Source organism: Streptomyces sp. AA4, from assembly GCF_000158875.1.
Classification (GTDB): domain Bacteria; phylum Actinomycetota; class Actinomycetes; order Mycobacteriales; family Pseudonocardiaceae; genus Amycolatopsis.
On sequence record NZ_GG657746.1, the window covers coordinates 1,403,816 to 1,425,841 of the forward strand.

Annotated in this window: 20 protein-coding genes; 13 read left to right on the forward strand and 7 right to left on the reverse strand. The window is 68.5% G+C overall.

Features of this window, described 5'->3' with window-relative positions; all coding sequences use genetic code 11:
- Positions 1 to 5: 5 nt before the first annotated feature.
- Genes SSMG_RS06630 through SSMG_RS06640 form a run of 3 tightly spaced genes read right to left on the reverse strand, consistent with a single transcriptional unit; the run spans position 6 to position 2,119 of the window.
- The gene (locus SSMG_RS06630) at positions 6 to 458 is read right to left on the reverse strand and encodes a GNAT family N-acetyltransferase (protein ID WP_037712803.1); all 453 of its coding nucleotides are present in this window, start codon (positions 456 to 458) and stop codon (positions 6 to 8) included.
- 42 nt (positions 459 to 500) lie between these two features.
- Positions 501 to 1,619 carry an MBL fold metallo-hydrolase gene (locus SSMG_RS06635; RefSeq protein ID WP_286156936.1) on the reverse strand — a complete coding sequence of 373 codons (1,119 nt, stop codon included), beginning with the start codon at positions 1,617 to 1,619 and terminating at the stop codon, positions 501 to 503.
- Between the two features lie 29 nt (positions 1,620 to 1,648).
- Positions 1,649 to 2,119 carry a hypothetical protein gene (locus SSMG_RS06640; protein WP_199785823.1) on the reverse strand — a complete coding sequence of 157 codons (471 nt, stop codon included), beginning with the start codon at positions 2,117 to 2,119 and terminating at the stop codon, positions 1,649 to 1,651.
- A gap of 374 nt (positions 2,120 to 2,493) precedes the next feature.
- Between SSMG_RS06640 and SSMG_RS06645 the strand changes: the two genes are divergently transcribed.
- The 5 genes from SSMG_RS06645 to SSMG_RS42270 all read left to right on the forward strand — a co-directional run bounded on the left by SSMG_RS06645 (position 2,494) and on the right by SSMG_RS42270 (position 7,687).
- Entirely contained in the window at positions 2,494 to 3,528 is a 1,035-nt protein-coding gene (locus SSMG_RS06645) for a methionine synthase (RefSeq protein WP_009073984.1), read from the forward strand.
- A gap of 73 nt (positions 3,529 to 3,601) precedes the next feature.
- Entirely contained in the window at positions 3,602 to 4,312 is a 711-nt protein-coding gene (locus SSMG_RS06650) for a hypothetical protein (RefSeq protein WP_009073986.1), read from the forward strand.
- An 11-nt stretch (positions 4,313 to 4,323) separates the two neighbouring features.
- Complete coding sequence (gene ligA / locus SSMG_RS06655; protein ID WP_037712809.1) at positions 4,324 to 6,483, forward strand: NAD-dependent DNA ligase LigA; 2,160 nt, start codon at positions 4,324 to 4,326, stop codon at positions 6,481 to 6,483.
- Positions 6,476 to 6,970 (forward strand): GNAT family N-acetyltransferase, encoded by a 495-nt coding sequence (locus tag SSMG_RS06660; RefSeq protein WP_009073990.1) that lies wholly within the window; start codon positions 6,476 to 6,478, stop codon positions 6,968 to 6,970. Before ligA ends, SSMG_RS06660 begins: the two co-directional genes overlap by 8 nt.
- Positions 6,971 to 7,291: 321 nt before the next feature.
- On the forward strand, positions 7,292 to 7,687 hold the full coding sequence (locus SSMG_RS42270; protein WP_009073992.1) for a PASTA domain-containing protein: 396 nt from the start codon (positions 7,292 to 7,294) through the stop codon (positions 7,685 to 7,687).
- 246 nt (positions 7,688 to 7,933) lie between these two features.
- Here the strand turns inward: SSMG_RS42270 and SSMG_RS06670 are convergent, their stop codons facing one another.
- The gene (locus tag SSMG_RS06670) at positions 7,934 to 8,587 is read right to left on the reverse strand and encodes an amino acid-binding protein (RefSeq protein ID WP_037716711.1); all 654 of its coding nucleotides are present in this window, start codon (positions 8,585 to 8,587) and stop codon (positions 7,934 to 7,936) included.
- A 221-nt stretch (positions 8,588 to 8,808) separates the two neighbouring features.
- On the opposite strand from SSMG_RS06670, the gene gatC reads away from it, so the two are divergent.
- From gatC to SSMG_RS06690, 4 genes are read left to right on the forward strand one after another with little or no spacing between them, the layout of a single operon-like run.
- On the forward strand, positions 8,809 to 9,108 hold the full coding sequence (gene gatC, locus SSMG_RS06675; protein WP_009073996.1) for an Asp-tRNA(Asn)/Glu-tRNA(Gln) amidotransferase subunit GatC: 300 nt from the start codon (positions 8,809 to 8,811) through the stop codon (positions 9,106 to 9,108).
- Entirely contained in the window at positions 9,105 to 10,622 is a 1,518-nt protein-coding gene (gatA, locus tag SSMG_RS06680) for an Asp-tRNA(Asn)/Glu-tRNA(Gln) amidotransferase subunit GatA (RefSeq protein ID WP_009073998.1), read from the forward strand. Before gatC ends, gatA begins: the two co-directional genes overlap by 4 nt.
- Positions 10,619 to 12,124, forward strand: a complete 1,506-nt coding sequence (gene gatB / locus SSMG_RS06685) for an Asp-tRNA(Asn)/Glu-tRNA(Gln) amidotransferase subunit GatB (RefSeq protein ID WP_009074000.1) — start codon at positions 10,619 to 10,621, stop codon at positions 12,122 to 12,124. The genes gatA and gatB overlap by 4 nt, the downstream gene beginning before the upstream one ends.
- A complete protein-coding gene (locus SSMG_RS06690) occupies positions 12,125 to 12,643 on the forward strand; it encodes a hypothetical protein (RefSeq protein WP_009074002.1) in 519 nt (172 codons plus the stop codon).
- A gap of 661 nt (positions 12,644 to 13,304) precedes the next feature.
- On the opposite strand, the gene SSMG_RS06695 is transcribed toward SSMG_RS06690, so the two are convergent.
- Positions 13,305 to 14,573 carry a sorbosone dehydrogenase family protein gene (locus SSMG_RS06695; protein ID WP_199785824.1) on the reverse strand — a complete coding sequence of 423 codons (1,269 nt, stop codon included), beginning with the start codon at positions 14,571 to 14,573 and terminating at the stop codon, positions 13,305 to 13,307.
- Between SSMG_RS06695 and SSMG_RS06700 the strand changes: the two genes are divergently transcribed.
- The gene (locus SSMG_RS06700) at positions 14,572 to 15,480 is read left to right on the forward strand and encodes a 2-hydroxyacid dehydrogenase (protein WP_037716713.1); all 909 of its coding nucleotides are present in this window, start codon (positions 14,572 to 14,574) and stop codon (positions 15,478 to 15,480) included. The genes SSMG_RS06695 and SSMG_RS06700 overlap by 2 nt on opposite strands.
- 106 nt (positions 15,481 to 15,586) lie before the next feature.
- Entirely contained in the window at positions 15,587 to 16,162 is a 576-nt protein-coding gene (locus SSMG_RS06705) for a DoxX family protein (protein ID WP_009074008.1), read from the forward strand.
- Positions 16,163 to 16,800: 638 nt separating this feature from the next.
- On the opposite strand, the gene ilvD is transcribed toward SSMG_RS06705, so the two are convergent.
- Positions 16,801 to 18,645 (reverse strand): dihydroxy-acid dehydratase, encoded by a 1,845-nt coding sequence (gene ilvD, locus SSMG_RS06710; RefSeq protein ID WP_009074011.1) that lies wholly within the window; start codon positions 18,643 to 18,645, stop codon positions 16,801 to 16,803.
- Positions 18,646 to 18,717: 72 nt separating this feature from the next.
- Positions 18,718 to 19,308, reverse strand: a complete 591-nt coding sequence (locus tag SSMG_RS06715; protein WP_050788401.1) for a PH domain-containing protein — start codon at positions 19,306 to 19,308, stop codon at positions 18,718 to 18,720.
- Between the two features lie 324 nt (positions 19,309 to 19,632).
- Between SSMG_RS06715 and SSMG_RS06720 the strand changes: the two genes are divergently transcribed.
- Complete coding sequence (locus tag SSMG_RS06720) at positions 19,633 to 21,519, forward strand: acetolactate synthase large subunit (protein ID WP_009074015.1); 1,887 nt, start codon at positions 19,633 to 19,635, stop codon at positions 21,517 to 21,519.
- Positions 21,516 to 22,022: an acetolactate synthase small subunit gene (ilvN, locus tag SSMG_RS06725; RefSeq protein ID WP_009074017.1), complete on the forward strand. Its 507-nt coding sequence runs from the start codon at positions 21,516 to 21,518 to the stop codon at positions 22,020 to 22,022. The genes SSMG_RS06720 and ilvN overlap by 4 nt, the downstream gene beginning before the upstream one ends.
- Positions 22,023 to 22,026 lie beyond the last annotated feature (4 nt).

The window sequence follows — 22,026 nt, forward strand, 5'->3', positions numbered from 1 at the left end:
GGTGATCAGAGATGCAGCTTGAAACCCGTGTGACTCGCGACGAAGCCCAGTCGTTCGTAGAAGCGGTGCGCTGCCGTCCTTGTCGTGTCCGAGGTGAGTTGGACCAGGCCGCAGCCGCGTCGCCGCGATTCGTCGATGGCCCACTGCACGAGTTGCGCGCCCATGCCTGAGCCGCGGTGATCGCGGTGTACGCGCACAGCTTCGATTTGCCCGCGAAGGGCTCCACGCCGTGCGAGGCCGGGGATGATCGTCAGCTGAAGCGTGGCTACTGGCCGGTCGTTTGACGTCGCGACGACTAGTAGCTGATTTGGGTCTGCGGCGATGGCTTTGAAAGCTCGCAGGTAGGGCTCGAGGTCGGCCGGCGAGTCGCGGGTGGCTCCCAATTGGTCGTCCGCAAGCATCTGGACGATTGCTTCGACGTCGTCGGCGCGAGCTTGTCTCACAGTGATAGGAGGCACGGCGGATCAGTATTCCATTGGGCGAGTGCTGGACGGTTGCCGCTACGTGGTCTTGTAGCGGCGAATGCCGTCGATGTTCTCGGCTGCGAGCTTGTTCTGCGAGACCAGCAGATCCAGGTGTGCGCCGGTCTCCAGGACAGCGAGCATCTGATTGAACGCGTCCATTTCGGACAGTTTGCGGCCACGGCGCGTCCAGCCGAGGCGGTTGGCGGCTTCGAAAGCGGTGCTTGCTCCGGCTTCGATCTGAGCCGCCATCGTTTCGAGACGTTGCCGGTGGTGCTCGAGAAGTTCGTCGATGCGGGCGTGCACGCTGTCGGTGACTGGGCCGTGCGCCGGCAACATGCGCCGGTCCGGCATGCCGCGAACCAGGCGGAGGGAGTCGAGATAGTCGTTCAGCGGCAACTCAGCCGGAACAGGCTGGAAGCCGATCGACGGAGTGATGTGCGGGAGCACGTGGTCGCCGGAGAACAACAGGTCGGCTGAGCCGTCGACGAAAACCACATGGCCATTGGTGTGGCCTGGGGTGTGGACCACGTCGAACTCGCGGTCGGGCAGCACCGCTCGTCGGCCAGGCGTCAGCCATTCGTCCGGCTCTTCCCAGAGATTCGCCTCGGTGTGGCGAGGTTCCGAACCGAACAGCTTGCTGAGCGCAGTCAGGACTTCTTGCCCGCCGCTGAGGCGAAGGAGGTCGAGCTGGGCTTGCATGGGGAACTGGTCCGGGTTGGCGCTCGCGTCGAGGGAAGGCTGCTCGAGCTTGCCGAGGGCGATCCGGTTGCCGAACTCGCGCCGAAGCGCGACTGCCTGCGTGTAGTGGTCGCGGTGGACATGGGTGATGAGGAACTCGCGGACATCGCCGAGCTCGGCGTCGATCGCCTTGAGCGCGTCGGCCAGTAATTGGCGAGATTCGGTGAGCGCCCACCCAGAGTCGACGAGAACGAGGTTCGTGCCGTCGGTGACGGCGTAGACGTTGACTGCGCGCAGAGCGTCGTGCGGCAACGGCAAGGGGATCCGGTAGACGCCCGCGGCCACTTCGTAGACCCCGGGATCGGCCCAGTTCGAGTTACTGCCTTCGGGCAACGGCTCCACGGCGACCTCCGTCCAGGCGGGACCTCGGCGTCCCGGACTTTCCTTACATTGGGCCGTATTCCGGTCGCTGTCCACCTGGCTGGACTGAGACACCGGTCACGTGATCAGCTGCGGTCCGCGGTGAGGGCGATGTCGATAGTCAACGTTGTCGCGACGAGCATGCTGGCCAGCGGCTCGGGGACCTGCAGCGGGACCTCGACGAGACAGGCGTTGCCGCTGATCGGCGAGAACTCCGGCGACGGGTCGTCGACGCGGGCGACCTCGGTGCCGGCCGGATCCTCGACCGTGACTTCCCACCGTTGCCTGCCAGTGGCGACGACAGTCGCGATCGTCCGGCCGTCGGCGCGCAGCGTGAACCGGACGCGGCCCGCGTCGGTCGGGATGATCTCGCCGATCGGCGTCCCGTCCGCACGGGTGACCACGAAGCGGGCCAGCGGGTCCTTCGAGGGCTTCTCTACCTTGAGGACAGTGCTTTGGTTCGCGTCGCGGACCTCGAACCTGCAGCTGACGTACTGGTCGGATTTCCGCAGAAGCTGAATGACCCTGCGCAGAAAACGGGGCGTAGTGACGGCCACCCCGCCGATTCGGAGGCCGTGGCGATCGAAGACGCCGTATTCCTGGTCAGCGGCGGTCGGCTGAACGTCCCGGCTGACGTAAAGGACCGGCTCAGTGAAAAGGGTCCGCTCAAAAGAGCGGCTAGAAGCCCGGCGGCCCGGTATTCCGGGCATGCTGCCCCGCCGCGGCTCCCGGGCGGATGCGTCACCGGGTGTTTTGCCGGGCGGTGGCGGGGCGGAGCTGGTCATGACGATCCAGACTAACGCGGTGACCGCGAATTCGGTGCAGGCAAAGGGATATGCGGCGAATGTCCGGCTATTGCCGCGCGGTCGGGTGAAGCTTGTCCGCAGGGGCGGTGCGGACGGCGGCTGCCCGTTCCGCGACAATCCGGCCTGTGACTGAACGACCTTGGCCCGCGGGCGCGGCGACAGGAATCGGGTCCATGCCGGGGACCGATCCCGTCGAGGCCGCTGCCGTGGTGTTCGGAGAACTTCCCGGCTTCCCGTACGTGCCCGAATTGCCGGCTCGCGGCGTCGGCGCCGACCTGGTCGGCCGGACCGCGGCGTTGCTCGTGGACCTCGCGATCGAGGTCGTGCCCAGCGGTTATCGCGTCGCCGGGCGGCCCGGCCACGATCACCGTCGTGGGCGTGACCTGCTCCAGTGGGACCTGGACGCCGTCCAAGCCGCCCGCGAGAACACCGGCGCGCCGGCCGTTCTCAAGACCCAGATCGCCGGACCTTGGACGCTCGGTGCGGGGGTCGAGCTTGCCCGCGGACATCGGGTGCTCACCGACCGCGGGGCGTTGCGGGACTTCACCTCCTCGCTGCTCGACGGGCTTTCTCAGCACGTCGCGGAGCTGACCGCGAGGACTGATGCGCCGGTCGTCGTGCAGCTAGACGAGCCGTCGTTGCCCGCTGTTCTCGCCGGAAAACTGCCGACTCCGTCGGGATACGGCAACGTCCCCGCGGTGCCTGAGCCGGAGGTTCGGGAGTTGCTTGCGACGACAATCGAACGGATCGGCACGATGACCGGTCAGCCGGTCATCGTCCACTGTTGCGCTCCACGGCCGCCGATCGCTCTCTTCCGTGCCGCGGGCGCTGGGGCGATCGCGTTCGACATCAGCATGCTGGCCGGTGCGTCGGCCGAGCTTTTGGACGAGATCGGCGAGGCCTGGGACAGCGGTATTTCGTTCTTCCTAGGCCTTGTACCGGCCACGGACCCGGTGACTGCTCCGGGGCTTAAGGACCTCGCGGCACCCGCGCTCAAACTCGTGGACCGGCTGGGGTTCAACCGTTCAATCTTGGCTGAGCGTGCGGTTCCGACGCCCGCGTGCGGTCTTGCCGGTGCCACGAACCAGTGGATGCGCCGCGCGCTCGCTCTTAGTCGCGACCTGGGCAAAGGGTTCGTGGAGCCGCCTGAGAACTGGTGATTCCGCGGACGCGCTGCTGCCGTGGCGCGTACCGTGGCTGGTGAAGAGAAGCAACCGGGGGAAATTCCGAATCATGCGTTTGTTCCGTCGTCGCCGCTCGGAAGCCGACACCGAAGCCGCGCCGCCCGATCCCCGCACGCCATGGCCGGAGCAGCAGGTGCCGTCCGACGCTGTCGCCGCGGCAGCTGCGTTCTGGCAAGGGTGGTACGACCTTCTGCCCGAGGTCAGTGCCGCGCTGGGCGAGGGCGAGCCGCACCGTGTCGAGCACGACCTGTGCGTGCTGGTCGAGACGCTGCACCCGCGACTGCACTTCTCGCTCGAACGCGGCCGGACCGCGATCTACGCGCTGGTCGTCAGCGGCCAGGAAGACCCGGAGCTGCGCCCGTACACCGACGCGTGGAAAGCGGCTGGACCGCCGGACGACGCCATCTGGGAGTACCACGATTCGGTGCCTCCGGTCCCGGACCCGACTGAGGTGACGGTGAACCTGGGCGAGCACCGCATCTCCCTGGCCGACGTCCGGGTGGTCGCGCAGGTGGACGACGGCGTGGTCGACGTCGCTGTTCATCACCCGGCGTTCGCGGACCTGGACGAGGCTTCGCGCACCACGATGACGTTCCTGCCGCTCGACGCGACGCTCGGCGAACGTCTGGCCGCCGAGCGGCTGCGCCGGGTCGAGACCGCCGAGGCCGCGCCGGAGGGCACGATCGATCTCCTGGAGTTCCGGGACCTTGTGCACGGACTGCCGGAGCAACCGGACGAAAGTGTCGGTGCCTCCGGCTAGGCTCACCATCCGTGAGCAGCACCGACCTTCCCCAAGACCCGGTGGCCGTGGAGGCCGCCCAGGACGTGACCGATGTGCCGGCCGACGTGCGCGAGCGGCACGGCGCGCTCGCCGAGGAGATCCGCGGCCATCAGTTCCGGTACTACGTGCTGGACTCGCCGATCATCTCCGACGGCCAGTTCGACGCGCTCCTCGGTGACCTCCAGAAGATCGAGGACGAGTACCCGGCGCTGGTCACGCCGGATTCGCCGACCCAGAACGTCGGCGGCACGTTCTCCACCGAATTCACCGCGCACGACCACCTCGAGCGCATGCTGAGCCTGGACAACGTGTTCACCGCCGAGGAGTTCCTCGCGTGGGTCGAGCGCGTCGAGAAGGAAATCGGGTCCGCGGAGTACCTGGCCGAGCTGAAGATCGACGGCTTGGCCATCAACCTGCTCTACGAAAACGGCAAGCTCACCAGGGGTCTCACCCGCGGCGACGGGCGCACGGGCGAGGACGTCACGCTCAACATCCGCACCCTCGACCAGGTGCCGGACCGGCTCACCGGCACCGACGAGTTCCCGGTGCCGAAGCTTGTCGAGGTGCGTGGCGAGGTCTACTTCCGCGTCGAGGACTTCCTCGAGTTGAATGCGAAAATGGTCGAGGCGGGCAAGCTTCCGTACGCGAACCCGCGCAACACGGCGGCCGGGTCGTTGCGGCAGAAAGACCCGAAAATCACCAGGGAACGCAGGCTGCGGCTGATCTGTCACGGCCTCGGCAAGCGCGACGGCTTCGAGCCGGTCACGCAGTCGCATGCCTACGACGCGTTGGCGGCGTGGGGGCTGCCGGTGTCGCCGTACACGCGTGTCCTGCGCACAGGCAAGGAACTCACCGAGCACATCGCCTACTGGGGTGAACATCGGCACGACGCCGAGCACGAGATCGACGGCGTGGTGATCAAGGTTGACCAGGTCGCCTTGCAGCGTCGCCTCGGCACTACGTCGCGCGCGCCGCGGTGGGCCATCGCCTACAAATATCCGCCGGAAGAAGCGATCACGATGCTGCTCGACATCCAGGTCGGCGTGGGACGCACCGGAAGGGTCACGCCGTTCGCTGTCACCGAACCGGTGAAGGTCGCGGGCTCGACGGTCGCGCGGGCGACGCTGCACAACCAGGAAGAGGTCAAGCGCAAGGGTGTGCTGATCGGCGACCGGATCGTGATCCGCAAGGCCGGCGAAGTGATTCCCGAGGTGCTTGGTCCCGTCGTCGACGCGCGGACCGGCGACGAGCGTGAATTCGTGATGCCCACCGAATGTCCGGAATGCGGCACGAAACTCGCCTATCAAAAGGAAGGCGACAAGGACATCCGCTGCCCGAACAGTCAGTTTTGCCCCGCGCAGTTGCGGGAACGGCTGTTCCATCTCGCCGGGCGCGGTGCGTTCGACATCGAAGTGCTCGGGTACGAGGCGGCGGTCGCGCTGCTCGACGCCAGGGTAGTCGCCGACGAGGGCGACGTATTCGATCTCAACGAGGAGTCGCTCGCCGAGGTGGAGTTGTTCCGCACCAAGGCGGGCGACCTGTCGGCGAACGCGCGGAAACTGCTGGTGAACCTCGATTCGGCGAAGGACCGTCCGCTGTGGAAAGTGATCGTCGCCCTGTCGATCCGGCACGTCGGGCCGACCGCGGCGCAGGCGCTCGCGCGCGAATTCGGTTCGCTGCAACGGATTGAGGACACGACCGAGGAGGAACTCGCGGACGTCGACGGCGTCGGTCCGACCATCGCGCACGCCGTTCAGGAATGGTTCGAGGTCGATTGGCACCGGGAGATCGTCGAAAAATGGCGACGGGCCGGGGTTCGGATGGAGGAAGAGCGCGACGAGTCCATCCCGCGGAATCTCGAGGGCCTGTCGATCGTGGTGACCGGGTCGCTCGACGGGTTTTCCCGTGACGAAGCGAAAGAAGCCATCATGGCGCGCGGTGGCAAGGCCGCGGGATCGGTGTCGAAGAAGACGTCGTTCGTCGTGGTGGGCGACGCTCCGGGTTCGAAGTACGACAAGGCCGTGCAGCTGAAGGTGCCGGTCCTGGACGAGAACGGGTTCCGCGCGTTGCTGGAGCGCGGCCCGGAGGCGGCTGCGGAACTGGCGCTCGACACCGGTGCGGACGAGGAAGCTGAGGGCGGCGATGAGTGAGGTGGAGATCCGCCCGGCGCGGCGGGAGGAATTCGACGCGGTCGGCGAGGTGACCGTCGAGGCTTACCGGATCGAGGGATTCTTCGAGACTGACGCCGCGTACGAGGCGAAACTTCGCGACGTCTCTGGGCGGGCGGAGCATGCCGAACTGCTGGTCGCAGTCGATCCGGAGGGACAGGTCTTGGGATCGGTCGCGATTGTGCAGCCGGGGAGCAAGCTGTCCGAGATATCCCAGCCGGGGGAGTTGGAGTTCCGCATGCTGGCGGTCGCGGAGGCGGCGCGCGGGCGAGGAATCGGGGAGGCGCTTACCCAAGCGGTGCTGGCGCGCGGCCGGGAGCTTGGCGTCGACCGGGTGGTGCTGAGCAGCCTCGACGTGATGCGGAAGGCGCACCGGCTCTACGAGCGGATCGGGTTCCGTCGGTTGCCGGGGCGGGACTGGCACCCGCATCCTGGGGTCAGCCTGATCGCCTACGAGTACGGCTTCTGACGTCTCGTTCTCGCAGGTCAGGGGCTTTTGCCGTTTTTTGGCGAAAGTCTTGGGCGGGGTTCGCCGCCGGTATTTGCCGCTGAACGGCGACGGCTTGACAGACCTCGTCCCGGCTCTCGTCGGGCACTGGCGGGTGCCCTGACGGCCATGGTGGTGAGCGTCGGCCCGGAACCAGGGTGCGCGGTCTTCGCTGGTGGATAGTGGTGCGCGGCGGGTCTGTTTGGCGTGCTTCGACCGGCTATGGGTTGTAACGGGTGGATGTCTGGCTTCGACTCAAGCTGTCACGTGTGAAGTACCGACTCATACCGAGGAAGCGTGACCATGGCGAAGTTCGTGCAAGCTGCTGTTCCAGTCGTTGGCGTTGCCGCGTTTCTCGCCGTTGCTTGCAACACAGCCCCGCAGCCTGGCGGCACAACAACGACGATCTCAACCGAGACCGTGACCGCGGTCGAGTCTGCGACAGCGACCGTCAGCGTGCCGGTCAGCGCCGCGCAGCCAGCGACGATCAAAGTCCCTGATGTGTCTGGTATGAACCATCAGGACGCGCAGGACGCCATGCAGGCGGCTGGGTTGTACAACCTGCGTGAGGTCGATTCGTCCGGGAAGAAGCGGATGATGATCATCGACCGGAATTGGTGTCAGACCGGGCAGGATCCCAAGCCGGGAACCGTGGTCGCTGCTGGTGCGGTCATCACCCTCTACGCCGACAAGTGCTGATTGCCGCCGTGGCGTGCCCGCGGTAGCCGTGGGCGGGCGGGGCAATGTCACCGTCATGAGGGAGATTTGTCTGCACTTGAGGACAGCCGCTGGCGATGGAACCCGAGTGCAAAGGGACGCGTCAGCTCTTGAACCCCTGCCGGCTACGGCGTTCGACTCGCTGATTCGCCATTTACCGGCAAGACCGGCCAGGCCGCTCGGAACAGCCGTCTCGAACGCATCAGGACAGCTGACCCAAGCCTTGGGTCACCCGTCCAGAACCACCGCGACGATCCCGGCGAAATGCGCCAGCCGAGCGACCTCCGCGGCCCGGAAATTGGGCCCGCCCGGCCGCGCGACGAGCATCGCTTTCCCCGGCTTGCCGAGCGGGGTAGCGGCCAGTTCGGTGCCGAGTTCCTTCCAGGTCTCCGGAACCCAGGAATCCTCGCCGTCCAGGACCGTCGCGCGTTCCAGCGGCAGCCACGGCAGGTCCGTGAACGGGTTCTCCGGGGCCGCACTCGACGAAGCCAGGCGACGAGGGCCCGATTCCGCGTGCTCGACGATCACCGCCCACCCGGCGCGAATGATTTTCGGCACACCTTCGGCGAGCAAATCCAGCCCGGCTTTCGGCTGCGCGGCGATCTCCTCGACCAGCTCCAGCTCGCGATGGGTGTCGAGAATGCCCGCGTACGGCCGCACCGCGTCGACCTCGACGCCTTCCACGCTCTCGGCCGCGGTGATCAGCGCGTCCGGGAGCCGGCCCGACGGGAGTTCGACCACCAGGTCGTCGATCGCGAGCCCGCCGCCGCGTTCCACCACGTCCACGCTCAGGATGTCCGCCCCGACGGTGCCGAGCGCGGTCGCGACCGCGCCGAGCGTGCCGGGGGAGTCCGGTAGCTGGACCCGGATCAGGAACGACACCACGCGCCCCTCTCGCCTCAGGCGTCCCAGCCTTGTCGTGGGACGCGCTTGCCGGGCGCCGATTGTGACAGACCGGGTACCCGCTGGGGCCCGCTGTCCGGCAAGCGGGACGCCCTGCCCGGCGCCCGCGGCCCGATAACCCGGTCGAACCGTCCGACGCCGTCACCATAGACTTGCAGCTTCCGAGAGCACCCGCACAGCACACCCCGGGAGTCACCCGCGTGCCCAACATTTCCCGAGACGAGGTCGCACACCTCGCCAGGCTGGCCAGGCTGGCCGTGACCGACGACGAGCTGGACGTTTTCGCCGGCCAGCTCGACCAGATCCTGGACTCGGTGGCGAAGGTCAGCGAAGTCGCCGCGGAGGACGTCCCGCCGACCTCGCACGCCGTGCCGCTGACGAACGTCTTCCGCGAGGACACCGTCCGGCCCAGCCTCGAGCAGCAGGACGCGCTGGCCGCCGCGCCGGCCGCCGAGGACGGCCGGTTCCGGGTGCCGCGGATCCTGGGAGAAGAACAGTGAGCGAACTCGTCAAGCTGACCGCCGCCGAGCTGGCGGCGAAGATCCACGCACGCGAGGTGTCCGCCGTCGAGGTCGCGCAGGCGCACCTGGACCGCATCGCCGCGGTGGACGACCACGTGCACGCGTTCCTGCACGTCGACACCGAAGGCGCGCTCGGCGCGGCCAAGGCCGTCGACGAGCAGCTGGCCGCGGGGGAGCAGCCGGCGTCGCCGCTGGCGGGCGTCCCGTTGGCGCTGAAGGACGTGCTGACCACCAAGGGCGTGCCGACGACCTGCGGGTCTCGCACGCTCGAAGGCTGGCTGCCGCCGTACGACGCGACTGTCACGCGCAAGCTGCGCGAAGCCGGTGTCGTGATCCTCGGCAAGACCAACATGGACGAGTTCGCGATGGGCTCGTCGACGGAGAACTCGGCGTACGGCCCGACGCACAACCCGTGGGACCACGCGCGCATCCCGGGCGGTTCGGGCGGCGGTTCCTCTGCGGCGATTTCGGCGTTCGAGGCCGCTCTCGCGATCGGTACGGACACTGGCGGCTCGATCCGTCAGCCCGGTGCCGTAACCGGCACTGTGGGCGTGAAGCCGACGTACGGCGGAGTGTCGCGCTACGGGCTGGTGGCGTTCTCGTCTTCGCTCGACCAGGCCGGGCCGTGCGCGCGTACGGTGCTTGACGCCGCACTGCTGCACGAAGCGATCGCTGGCTACGACCCGATGGACTCGACGTCCATCAACGCACCGGTGCCTCCGGTTGTCGCCGCGGCGCGCGAAGGCGCGAAGGGCGACTTGTCCGGCGTACGCGTCGGCGTCGTGAAGGAGTTCGGCGGCGACGGTTACCAGACAGGTGTGCTGCGGTCGTTCGAGGCTGCTGTGGAGCAGCTTCGCGCGCTCGGCGCCGAAGTGGTCGAGGTCTCGTGCCCGCACTTCACGTACGCGCTGCCTGCGTACTACCTGATCGCGCCGAGCGAAGCGTCGTCGAACCTCGCGCGCTTCGACGCGATGCGGTACGGCCTGCGCGTCTCGGACGACGGCGAACACAGCGCCGAAGAAGTCATGTCGCTGACGCGCGAGAAGGGCTTCGGCGCTGAAGTGAAGCGTCGCATCATGCTCGGCACGTACGCGCTTTCGTCGGGCTACTACGACGCGTACTACGGCTCCGCGCAGAAGGTGCGCACGCTCATCACGCGCGACTTCACGCAGGCCTTCGAGAAGGTCGACGTGCTCGTGTCGCCGACGACGCCCACCACGGCGTTCAAGCTCGGCGAGCGCGTGGACGACCCGATGGCGATGTACCTCGCCGACCTGTGCACCATCCCGTCGAACCTCGCGGGCAACGCCGCCATGAGCGTCCCGAGCGGACTGTCCGACGAGGACGGGCTGCCGGTCGGCCTGCAGATCATGGCCCCGGCGCTCGCCGACGACCGGCTGTACCGCGTCGGCGCCGCGTACGAGGCCGCGCGCGACGCCGCTGCCGGCGGCTCGCTCGTGCACCAGGTTCCGGAGCTGGGAGGAACGAAGTGACTGCCGTGGCCGAGTTGATGGACTACGCCGAGGTCGTCGAGCGGTTCGACCCCGTACTCGGGCTCGAGGTCCACGTGGAGCTCAGCACGAACACGAAGATGTTCTGCGGCTGCGTCAACGAGTTCGGCGGCGAGCCGAACACCAAGACGTGCCCGACCTGTCTCGGCCTGCCCGGTTCGCTGCCGGTCGTCAACGGCAAGGCGGTCGAGGGCGCGATCCGGATCGGTCTCGCGCTCAACTGCGAGATCGCGGAGTGGTGCCGGTTTGCCCGGAAGAACTACTTCTACCCGGACATGCCGAAGAACTTCCAGACGTCGCAGTACGACGAGCCGATCGCATTCAACGGCTACCTCGACGTGACGCTGGACGACGGCGAGGTCGTGCGCGTCGAGATCGAGCGCGCGCACATGGAGGAGGACACCGGCAAGTCGCTGCACATCGGCGGCGCGACCGGTCGGATCCACGGCGCCGAGCACTCGCTGCTCGACTACAACCGCGCTGGGGTGCCGCTGATCGAGATCGTCACCAAGCCGATCACCGGCACCGGCGAGCGGGCGCCCGAGGTGGCGCGCGCGTACGTCACCGCGCTGCGCGACCTGCTGCGGGCGCTCGACGTGTCCGACGTCCGCATGGACCAGGGGTCGCTCCGCTGCGACGCGAACGTCTCGCTGATGGCCAAGGACGCGACCGAATTCGGCACCCGCACGGAGACGAAGAACGTCAACTCCCTGCGCAGTGTCGAGCGCGCGGTGCGGTACGAAATGACGCGCCAGGCGGCGATCCTCGCCGAGGGCGGGTCGATCCGGCAGGAGACGCGGCACTTCCAGGAGGCCGACGGCACCACGTCGTCCGGGCGCGCCAAGGAAACCGCGGAGGACTACCGGTACTTCCCGGAGCCCGACCTCGTGCCGATCGCGCCCTCGCGCGAATGGGTCGAGGAACTGCGCGCGACGCTGCCGGAGATGCCGTGGGAGCGGCGCAAGCGGATCCAGGAAGAGTGGAAGCTCTCCGACGAAGCGCTGCGCGACCTGCTGAACGTCGGTGCCGTCGATCTCGTCGCTGCGACGGTCGAGGCTGGCGCGACGCCGGACGAGGCGCGCGGCTGGTGGGTCAACACGCTGGCGCAGGAAGCGAACGCGCGCGAGGTCGAGCTGGCCGAACTGGCGATCACGCCGGCGCAGGTCGCCGAGGTGATCGGGCTCGTGTCCTCCGGCGAGCTGACGAACAAGCTCGCCAAGGAGGTCGTGCAGGGCGTTCTCGCGGGCGAGGGCTCGCCGCGCGAGGTCGTCGAGAAGCGCGGTCTGAAGGTCGTCTCCGACGATTCGGCGCTGCTCACCGCTGTCGATGAAGCCTTGGCCGCGCAGCCGGACATCGCCGACAAGATCCGCGGCGGCAAGGTCGCCGCGGCGGGCGCGATCGTCGGCGCGGTCATGAAGGCGACCAAGGGCCAGGCCGACGCCAAGCGGGTGCGCGAACTGATCATCGAGCGCGTCGGTTCCTGAGTGGCTTTCTCGCTCCGACGCGCCACCTGGCGCGAGTGGCTCGGCCTGGCGGCCGGGCTGCTCGCGGTCGGGTCGACAGCTCTGCCCTGGACCGTGTTGTCCGCGGATACCGCTACTTCCGACGTCCGTGACGCGTTCCGTACGTTGCCGCACAGCGACGTCGTGCGGACGGCGTGGAATTCGGATCTCTTCTCGTGGGGCCCGCCGCTGCTCCTGGCCGTGGTGGGGCTTGCCGTGGTGTTGTTCGGGCAGGTCACGAAGGCACGGGTGAGCGGGCTGCCGCAGCTGTGGCTGGTGGGCGGCCTGGTTACGGTGTTGCTGATGGTGATCGGCTGGACGACGCTGGACTGGGTGTTCGACAGTGACCAGCGGGCGTTCCTGGACGCTGCGGGCGTGTCGATCTCCGGCGGGCTCGGGCGGTATCTGGGGATGGCGTTCGCGGTCGGGTCGGTCGTGATGGCGATCGTGGACATCCGGGCGGCTCGGGCGGAGAGTCGGGCTCCGCGTCGTCGCCGCTGAACGGCGACGCGGGCGTTTCTGGCTGGGCTTCTGGCGGATTTGCCGCTCAGTGGCTACGGCGAGTGGACCTCGTTGGTGAGCAGGCTTGGGCCGGATTCGCCGCTGGGTGGCGAGGGGTGTCCCCGGTTGCGAGGTGGCGCTGGTCGGGTTTGCCGCTGAGTGGCGACTACGTGCCCTAAGCCGAGGTCCGGTCTCGGCGGTTCGCCGTTGGGCGGCGACTGGGCGTGCCCGGTTGAGCGACAGCTCTTAACGCACTTGCCGTCGAGCGGCCACTGCGACGAGGCGAGCCGTCATCGCTAGTGAGATTCGCCGCCGGGCGGCAAATGGGATGGCGACGGTGCTCCCAGAAGGTGAATGGTGACGACGATGGTGCCGCAGCCGGTGTCGGGGGTCGATGCGGGGTGATGCGGTGGGGATGTCGCTCTGGGGCGGTGCCGCGTCGGTGCCGACGGATGGCGAGTGATTGTCGCCGCTGAACGGCGAAACTCCGTTCAGCTTGACACTGGCGGGGAGCGCCTGGACGGCCAGCCCCGGCGAGGCGGAACGCAAACAGCCGCGGTGACCGGATCAGCTGCGATCAGCTGTCGCCGCTAAACGGCTAACCGCAGGTCAACCGGCGTTCCGGGGCCTGGAGAAGGCCCAGCCGGGGGCTCGCCGGGAGTCAGTCCTTGCCCGGACCGCCGCCTGTGTCGCTCACCACGATCAGGACCACGCGGTCGTCGCTGGAGACTGGTTTGCCGCCGTCCTTGTTGACGGTCCCGGCGACGGCCAGTTGCGGGTTGATCATGCTCATGGCCGAGAGCCGGCCGTAGGTCGTGGCGGCCTTGCTTTTGCCGTCGAGGGTGACCGTCGGCTTGCCGGTGACGGCACCGTCCTTGTTGACCGGCACGTTCTGCAGCCCGGTGGACGACGCGATGCCGAGAATGCCGTTAGCGTCGACGAAATCGACGCAGCCGCCTAGGGAGGGCCTGTCCGGCCAGGTCCACGCGGGGGCGCTGAGCGGCTGTCCGGACTGCAGTCGGTACACGGCGTCCGGGCCGCTGGCCGGGTGGTCGGTCACCCACGCGCGCTTCCCGTCGGACGAACGGCAGATGCCGCCGGGGGAGTGCAGGCCCGACGCGTAGACGGCGGATCCAGGCGTGGGATTGCCGGTCGCCGGTTTTCCGGACACGTCGATGCGGAGGACCTTGCCTGCCAGGGAGTTCGGATCCGCGGCCGCGGCGGGGTTGCCCGCGTCGCCGGTCGCGACGAGCAGCGAACCGCTTCCGTCGCTGGCCAGCGCGCCGCGGTTGCCGGTCGCGCCCTTCGGGATGCCGGTCAGCACCGGCTTCGGAGCCTGGCCCTTCGCGAAGCGCACGACACGGTTGTCTGAGGCCGTGGTGACATATGCGAAGACCAGTTGATCCTCGACGTAGCTCGGCGACAGCGCCAGGCTGGTGAGCCCGCCGTCGCCGTCGGCTTGGACGTCCAGTTGCGCGAACGACGTCGCGTCGTGCCCGGAGCTGGCCAGCATGACCCGGCCGGTTTTCCGTTCACCGGCGAGAGCGGCGGGGGCGGATCCCTCGCCGGGAAGTCCGGCGACGGCGGCGACTGTGTCCAGACAGGTGGCGATGACGGCCTTGTCGAAGTCCTTGCAGCCCTGCGGAGGCGGAACCGGTGAAGGCGGCGCTTGCGCGGGACCGGTGTGGGGACCGCTGCCGGGGCCGTCACCGTGCTCCTGGATGTGCGGCGGAGATTCGGGACTCGGCACCGGCGCGGGGGTGAACGTCTGGCCGGCGGCGGTGTCGTCGAACCGGGCGCAGCCGGAAAGCACGAGGCCGCCGCAGGCGAGGAGGGCCAGCGGCGCCGACCACCGGAATCGGGTACGCATGATGCCCCAGCCTAGGTGGCGCGGCGTGAGCCACTGGTAAGTGGCTACCGTGGTGATCATGACAGTCACCGTGCTGGTCCCGGACGACGAGGGCGTCGCTGTGCTGTCCGAAATCCCCCTCGTCCACGCGGTGCGCTACGAATGGGGCCGTCCGCTGCCGCCGGAGGCTGCGAAAGCCGAGGTGCTCGTCCCGGCCATGGATTCGGCGGACGACGACATCTGGAGCGATCTGCCGAATCTCAAGCTGGTGCAGCTCCTGACCGCCGGAGCGGAAGACTGGGTCGGCCGCGTGCCGGATGGCGTTCTGCTGTCCACCTGCCGCGGTGCGCACAGCGGCAGCATGGCGGAGTGGGTCGTCGGCGTCTTGCTGTCGATGTACCGAAATCTGGACGTCTACGCGGCGGCGCAACGGGCCGGACGCTGGGAGCAGCTGCCGTCCGACACCTTGCAGGGGCAGCGGGTGCTGATCGTCGGGGCTGGGGACGTCGGGCGGCAGTTGCGGCGGCGGTTGGAGCCGTTCGACGTCCGCTGCACGATGGTCGGGATGTCGGCGCGCGAGGGCGTACACGGTGTCGACGAGTTGCCGGAACTGTTGCCGCACCACGATGTGGTGGTCATGATGGTCCCCCTCACGTCGCGGACGCGAGGCATGGTCGACGCCGGTTTTCTCGCCGCGATGCGTGATGGCGCGGTGCTGGTCAATGCCGCTCAAGGGCCGGTTGTGGTCACCGACGCGCTGGCGGCGGAACTCGCCGCGGGACGGCTTCGCGCCGCGCTCGACGTGACCGATCCCGAACCGTTGCCAGCGGACCATCCGTTGTGGACAGCGCCCGGTTTCGTGTTGACGCCGCACGTGGCCGGAGCGGTGCGGGGCGTCCGGCGGCGGGCTTATTTGGTGGCTGCGGTGGAAATCGCCCGGTACGCTGGCGGAGAGCTACCTGGCAATCTCGTGCGCGGCGAATACTGATCCTTTTCCCGGATGTCGGCCCGGCACTCAGGGTTAACCCTGAAAGTGCCCCTGACCTCGGCGTGCTCGCTCGCGGGGCACGGCTGAATCCCCTAATCTTCGCCGCGTGACCACTCAAGGGGACGACTACCAGACCAGCGTGCTGTCCGGTGTCGAGGACTCTGCCGGCAACGACTACGACGAACCGCGGCAGGGCGGTCTCGGCTTCGGCCTGCTCGTCTTGCGCCTGGGGCTTGGCGTGATCATGGGTGCGCACGGCCTGCAGCATTTGTTCGGCGCTTTCGGCGGGCCGGGCGTCGGCGGCTTCGCGCACGTGCTCGAGATGTTCGGGTACCACAAGCAGACGACGCTGCTGTCCTGGATCACCGGCGTCACCGAGGTCGCGGGCAGTGCGCTGGTGATCGTCGGCCTCTTCACGCCGCTCGCCGCGGCGGGGCTGCTGGGGGTGGCCGCGAACATCGTCTACGCGAAGTTCCACGGCGGTTTCTTCCAGGGCATCGGTCAGGGCTGGGAGTACGAGATGCTCCTGGGCCTGTGCGCGTTGACGCTGATCTTCACCGGAGCGGGCACCATCTCGCTGGAGCGGAACACGCCGTGGCGTAAGCGGCCGTTGCCGCTGGGGCTCATCTCGTTGCTGCTGGCCGCGGCTGCGTCTGTGGTGGTCATCGTTCTGACCCGTTGATCTGGGCGGGCCTGCGTCGTTGACTCGGTGGAGGCGGCTGTAGCCGACGGTTGCCTGGGCTGGGCTTCCGGTCACTGACCAGGTCGTCGAGGTGTTGCCGTTTAGTGGCGAATGCCCGGTCAGAGCGGAAATCCGGGCTGGTTGCCTGCTGGCTCGGCTCGTGAGCGGCGATGGTAGCCGAGGGTTTCGCGGCTGGTTTGGCGTGGCGTGGGTGGTCGACTGGTGGCCGTTCGATGGCTATTCGCGTCGGCCGGAGTCTGGGGTCCGGCCGGGATGCCTGTTCGCCATTGAGCGGTGACTCGGGTCGATCGGGAGGGAGCGTTCGCCGTTCGGTGGCGAATGTTGCTCGACCGGAGGAGCCGGGCTGGCCGGAGTAGCTGGTTGCCGTTGAATGGCGATTCGCGTCGATCAGGATTTCGGGGTGGGGAGGGGAGCGTTCGCCGTTGGGCGGCGAACGCAGTGGCTCGGGGGACTCGGGCTGGCCGCGGTGACTGTTGGCCGTTGGGCGGCGAATCGTGTCGACGGCGGGTCCGGCAGTAGCGGTTGAGGGTGTCAGCGGTCCAAACCGGACTGGTCACGACACGAAAAGGGCCCGCGCACTAAGCGCGGGCCCCTCCCGGAGAAAGCAGAAAGCAGGATCAGCGGTTCGGGTCCCGAACCGCGCCGGTGTCGGCTGAGGTGGCCATCCGGGCGTAGGCCCGCAGCGCCGAGGTGATCGGGCGCTCCCGGTCCTTCGGCTGCCACGGACGTTCCGAAGCCTCCATCTTGGCCCGCCGTTCGGCCAGGACCTCCGGTTCGACCAGCAGCTCGAGCCGGCGCTCGTGGACGTCCAGAACGATCTGGTCGCCGTTCTCCACCAGGCCGATCAGGCCGCCCGCGGCGGCTTCCGGCGAGATGTGGCCCACCGAGATGCCCGAGGAGCCGCCGGAGAAGCGGCCGTCGGTGATCAGGGCGCATTTCTTGCCGAGGCCGGAACCCTTGAGGAACGCCGTCGGGTGCAGCATCTCCTGCATGCCGGGGCCGCCTGCCGGGCCCTCGTAGCGGATGACCAGCACCTCGCCCGGCTGGATTTCCTTCTTGAGGATCGCCGACACGGCTTCCTCCTGGCTCTCCAGCACCCGCGCCGGACCCTGGAAGTGCCACAGGTCCTCGTCGATGCCCGCGGACTTGATCACGGCGCCGTTCTCGGCCAGGTTGCCGCGCAGGATCGCGAGGCCGCCGTCCTTCGTGTAGGCGTGTTCGACGTCGCGGATGCAGCCGCCGGCGGCGTCGGTGTCCAGTGACGACCAGCGGTTTTCCGTCGAGAACGCCTGCGTCGTCCGGACCCCGCCCGGCGCGGCGCGGAACAGTTCCAGCGCCTTCTCCGACGGCGACTCGGCGCGGATGTCCCACTCGTTCAGCCACGTCGCGAGGTCCGGCGCGTGGACCGCGTGCACGTCGGTGTTCAGCAGGCCGCCGCGGTACAGCTCGCCCAGGATCGCCGGGATTCCGCCGGCCCGGTGGACGTCTTCCATGTGGTAGTCGGAGTTCGGCGCGACCTTCGACAGGCACGGCACCCGCCGTCCGATCGCGTCGATGTCGCTGATCGTGAAGTCGACCTCGCCCTCCTGCGCGGCGGCGAGGATGTGCAGCACGGTGTTCGTCGACCCGCCCATGGCCATGTCGAGCGCCATCGCGTTCTCGAACGCCTTCTTCGTGGCGATCGACCGCGGCAGCGCCGACTCGTCGTCGGAGCCGTACCAGCGCTTGCACAGTTCGACCACCGTGCGGCCGGCGTTGGAGAACAGCTCGCGCCGGGCCGCGTGCGTCGCGAGCGTGGAACCGTTGCCCGGCAACGACAATCCGAGCGCTTCGGTGAGGCAGTTCATCGAGTTCGCGGTGAACATGCCGGAGCACGAACCGCAGGTCGGACACGCGGAGCGCTCGACCTCGGACAGGCCGGCCTCGTCGATCGCCGAGTTCGCGGACGCCGCGATGGTGGTGATCAGGTCCGTCGGGGCGTGCGCGACGCCCTCGACGACCACCGCCTTGCCGGCCTCCATCGGGCCGCCGGAGACGAACACGGTCGGGATGTTGAGCCGCATCGCGGCGTTGAGCATGCCCGGCGTGATCTTGTCGCAGTTGGAGATGCACACCAGCGCGTCGGCCTGGTGCGCGTTGACCATGTACTCCACCGAGTCCGCGATGATCTCGCGCGACGGCAGCGAATAGAGCATGCCCGAGTGGCCCATCGCGATGCCGTCGTCGACCGCGATCGTGTGGAACTCGCGCGCGATGCCGCCGGCCTCGGCCACCGCCTCGGCGACGATCTCGCCGAGGTCCTTGAGATGCACGTGGCCGGGCACGAACTGGGTGTAGGAGTTGGCGATCGCGACGATCGGCTTGCCGAAATCGCTGTCGGTCATTCCGGTCGCACGCCAGAGCGAGCGTGCGCCCGCCGCGTTGCGACCGTGGGTGGTGGTCCGGGAACGGAGGTGCGGCACGGCATTCTCCCAGGTCAGAAGGCTGAACCAGGCGGAGGGGAACTACGGCTCCGCAAACTGGTCCTACCAATTCTACTCGGCTGGTTCGCCGTTGCCGCCGCCGGTCCGTCCCGCGTCGGCGGAGGGCTCCGGTTCAGCAGGCCCGGAGGCGGAGCCAGAAGCGGGCTCGGGAGCGGGTTCCGCGGCGGATTCCGGAGCTGCCTCCGGCGCGGTCTCGGCGGCCGGTTTCTGCCCGGTGAGCTCCTCGTCGCTCAGCACGCCCGACGGGTCCTTGATCTTGCCCTCGCTCACCAGCGCCAGTACCGGAAGATGCCGCGTCCGCACCGTGGGAAGGCTGACTTGCGTGTCGTCGCCGAGGACCGCACGCACGCGGGCCTTGTTCGTGATCGCCAGTCCCTTGAGCGACGACCACGGCAGTTCGCGGTTGCCGAAGACGGTCCGGACGTGCAGTCCTTCGCGGGTCGCGACGGTGCGCGTGCGCGCGACGAACACGAACAGCGCGAGCGGGAAGACGTACAGCCACTGGAATCCGCCGATCTCGCCCAGTGCGATCGGTGTCACACAGACGGTCAGCAGACCGATCGCGAGATACGCCGTGGTCGGGATCCGGAAGACGGCCTTCCGGCCCTCGTCCGCACGCTGGTCCTGCTGTTTCTTGGCCACGAAGGAATGGTGCACCGACGCTCGCGGCGGCCTGCGCCCGGGTCGCGCGCGGGCAGTACTGGCCGTCCACGATGCGGAACCGCTGTCCCGTAGAGTTGACACTCGCCCGGGCGCGCGACTAACGTCGGGGCCGTGATTACGCAGACCGGTCTCGTACTTCCCAAGCGCGCCGACGCTTAGGAAGAGTCCTCTGCGTCGACGCGCGACCCTCGTGCGACCTTACGGTCGGCGAGGGTTTTTTGTTGCGTGAAACCGGTTCCCCGACCGGAAGTACGGCCCAGACAACCCGAACGAGTGACACCGAGAACCCACGAGGCAGAACCGATGACCAGTGCCACGTCGCGCAGCGACGCGAAGCCCGGGCCGACCGCGCCCGGTGTCCCAGGAGCACGTCCGAAGCCCGCCCCGCCGGCGGGTACGCCGGTGCGCGTCACCGGCGCGCAGTCGCTCGTCCGCTCGCTCGAGGCGGTCGGCGCGGAGGTCGTGTTCGGCATTCCGGGTGGCACCATCCTTCCCGCCTACGACCCGTTGCTCGACTCGACGAAGGTCCGGCACGTCCTCGTCCGCCACGAGCAGGGCGCGGGGCACGCCGCCACCGGGTACGCGCAGGCCACCGGCAAGGTCGGCGTCTGCATGGCCACGTCCGGCCCGGGCGCCACGAACCTCGTCACCCCGCTGGCCGACGCCAACATGGACTCGGTCCCGGTCGTCGCCATCACCGGGCAGCAGTCGCGCAGCCTGATCGGCACCGACGCGTTCCAGGAAGCCGACATCTGCGGCATCACCATGCCGATCACCAAGCACAACTTCCTCGTCACCGACCCGGCGGAGATCCCGCGGGCGATCGCCGAGGCGTTCCACCTGGCCGCGACCGGACGCCCGGGCCCGGTGCTGGTGGACATCCCCAAGGACGTGCTGCAGGAGATGACCTCGTTCTCCTGGCCGCCCGAACTCCGGCTGCCCGGCTACCGCCCGACGCTGCGGCCGCACGGCAAGCAGGTCCGCGAGGCCGCGAAGCTGATCGCGCAGGCCCAGCGGCCGGTGCTGTACGTCGGCGGCGGCGTGATCAAGGCCGAGGCGTCCGAGCAGTTGCGCGAACTCGCCGAGCTGACCGGCATCCCGGTCGCCACCACGCTGATGGCGCGCGGCGCGTTCCCCGACTCGCACCGCCAGCACGTCGGCATGCCCGGCATGCACGGGTCCGTCGCCGCGGTCGCGTCGATGCAGCGCGCCGACTTGCTGGTCGCGCTCGGCGCCCGGTTCGACGACCGGGTCACCGGCCAGCTGTCGTCGTTCGCGCCGGACGCGAAGATCGTCCACGCGGATATCGACCCGGCCGAGATCTCCAAGAACCGCAAGGCGGACGTGCCGATCGTCGGCGACTGCAAGGAGATCATCGGCGAGCTGATCGACGCGGTGAAGACCGAGTTCGAGCGCGCCCGTCCCGACCTGAGCGACTGGTGGACGCAGGTCGACTCGTGGCGCGAGGACTACCCGGCCGGCTACGAATGGCCCGACGACGGTTCGCTGTCGCCGCAGTACGTCATCGAGCGGATCGGCGAGCTGGTCGGTCCGGACGCGGTGTACGCCGCGGGCGTCGGGCAGCACCAGATGTGGGCCGCGCAGTTCGTGAAGTACGAGAAGCCGCGCACCTGGATCAACTCCGGCGGCCTCGGCACCATGGGCTTCGCCGTCCCGGCCGCGATGGGCGCGCAGTTCGGCCTTCCGGACACCCAGGTGTGGGCGATCGACGGCGACGGCTGCTTCCAGATGACCAACCAGGAACTCGCCACGTGCGCCATCGAGGGCGCGCCGATCAAGGTCGCCGTGATCAACAACGGCAACCTCGGCATGGTCCGCCAGTGGCAGAACCTGTTCTACTCCGAGCGGTACTCCAACACCGACCTCGGCACGCACAAGCACCGCATCCCGGACTTCACGCTGCTGGCCGAGGCGCTCGGCTGCGCGGGCCTGCGCTGCGAGGCCAAGGAGGACGTCGACGCGACGATCCGGCGCGCGATGGAAATCAACGACCGCCCCGTCGTGATCGATTTCGTCGTGGGGAAGGATGCCCAGGTGTGGCCGATGGTCGCCGCGGGCACCGGGAACGACGAGATCATGGCCGTCCGCGGGATCCGGCCGCTGTTCGACGACGACGAGGTTTCGCAGGAAGCCGCCGAGGCCGCGGCCGCGGAGGGAGAGCAAGCATGACTGTCCACACGCTGAGCGTGCTGGTCGAGAACAAGCCCGGTGTGCTCGCCCGGGTGTCCGGACTGTTCTCCCGCCGCGGCTTCAACATCGAGTCCCTTGCTGTCGGGCCCACGGAGAACCCCGAGGTGTCCCGGATGACGATCGTGGTCGCCGTTGAAGAGCTACCGCTCGAACAGGTGACCAAACAGCTCAACAAGCTGGTGAACGTGATCAAGATCGTCGAGCTGGAAGCCGGCAGCGCGGTGCAGCGCGAACTGCTGCTCGTGAAAGTCCGGGCCGACGCCACCGTGCGCAGCCAGGTCCTCGAGACCGTCCAGCTCTTCCGCGCCAAGGTGGTGGACGTCTCGCCGGAGGCGCTCACCGTCGAGGCGACCGGGACGTCGGACAAGATCGGCGCGCTGCTGCGGATGCTGGAGCCGTACGGCATCCGCGAACTCGTCCAGTCCGGCATGGTCGCGGTGGGCCGCGGGGCCCGCTCGATCACCGCCGCTTCTCCCCGCTGAACCT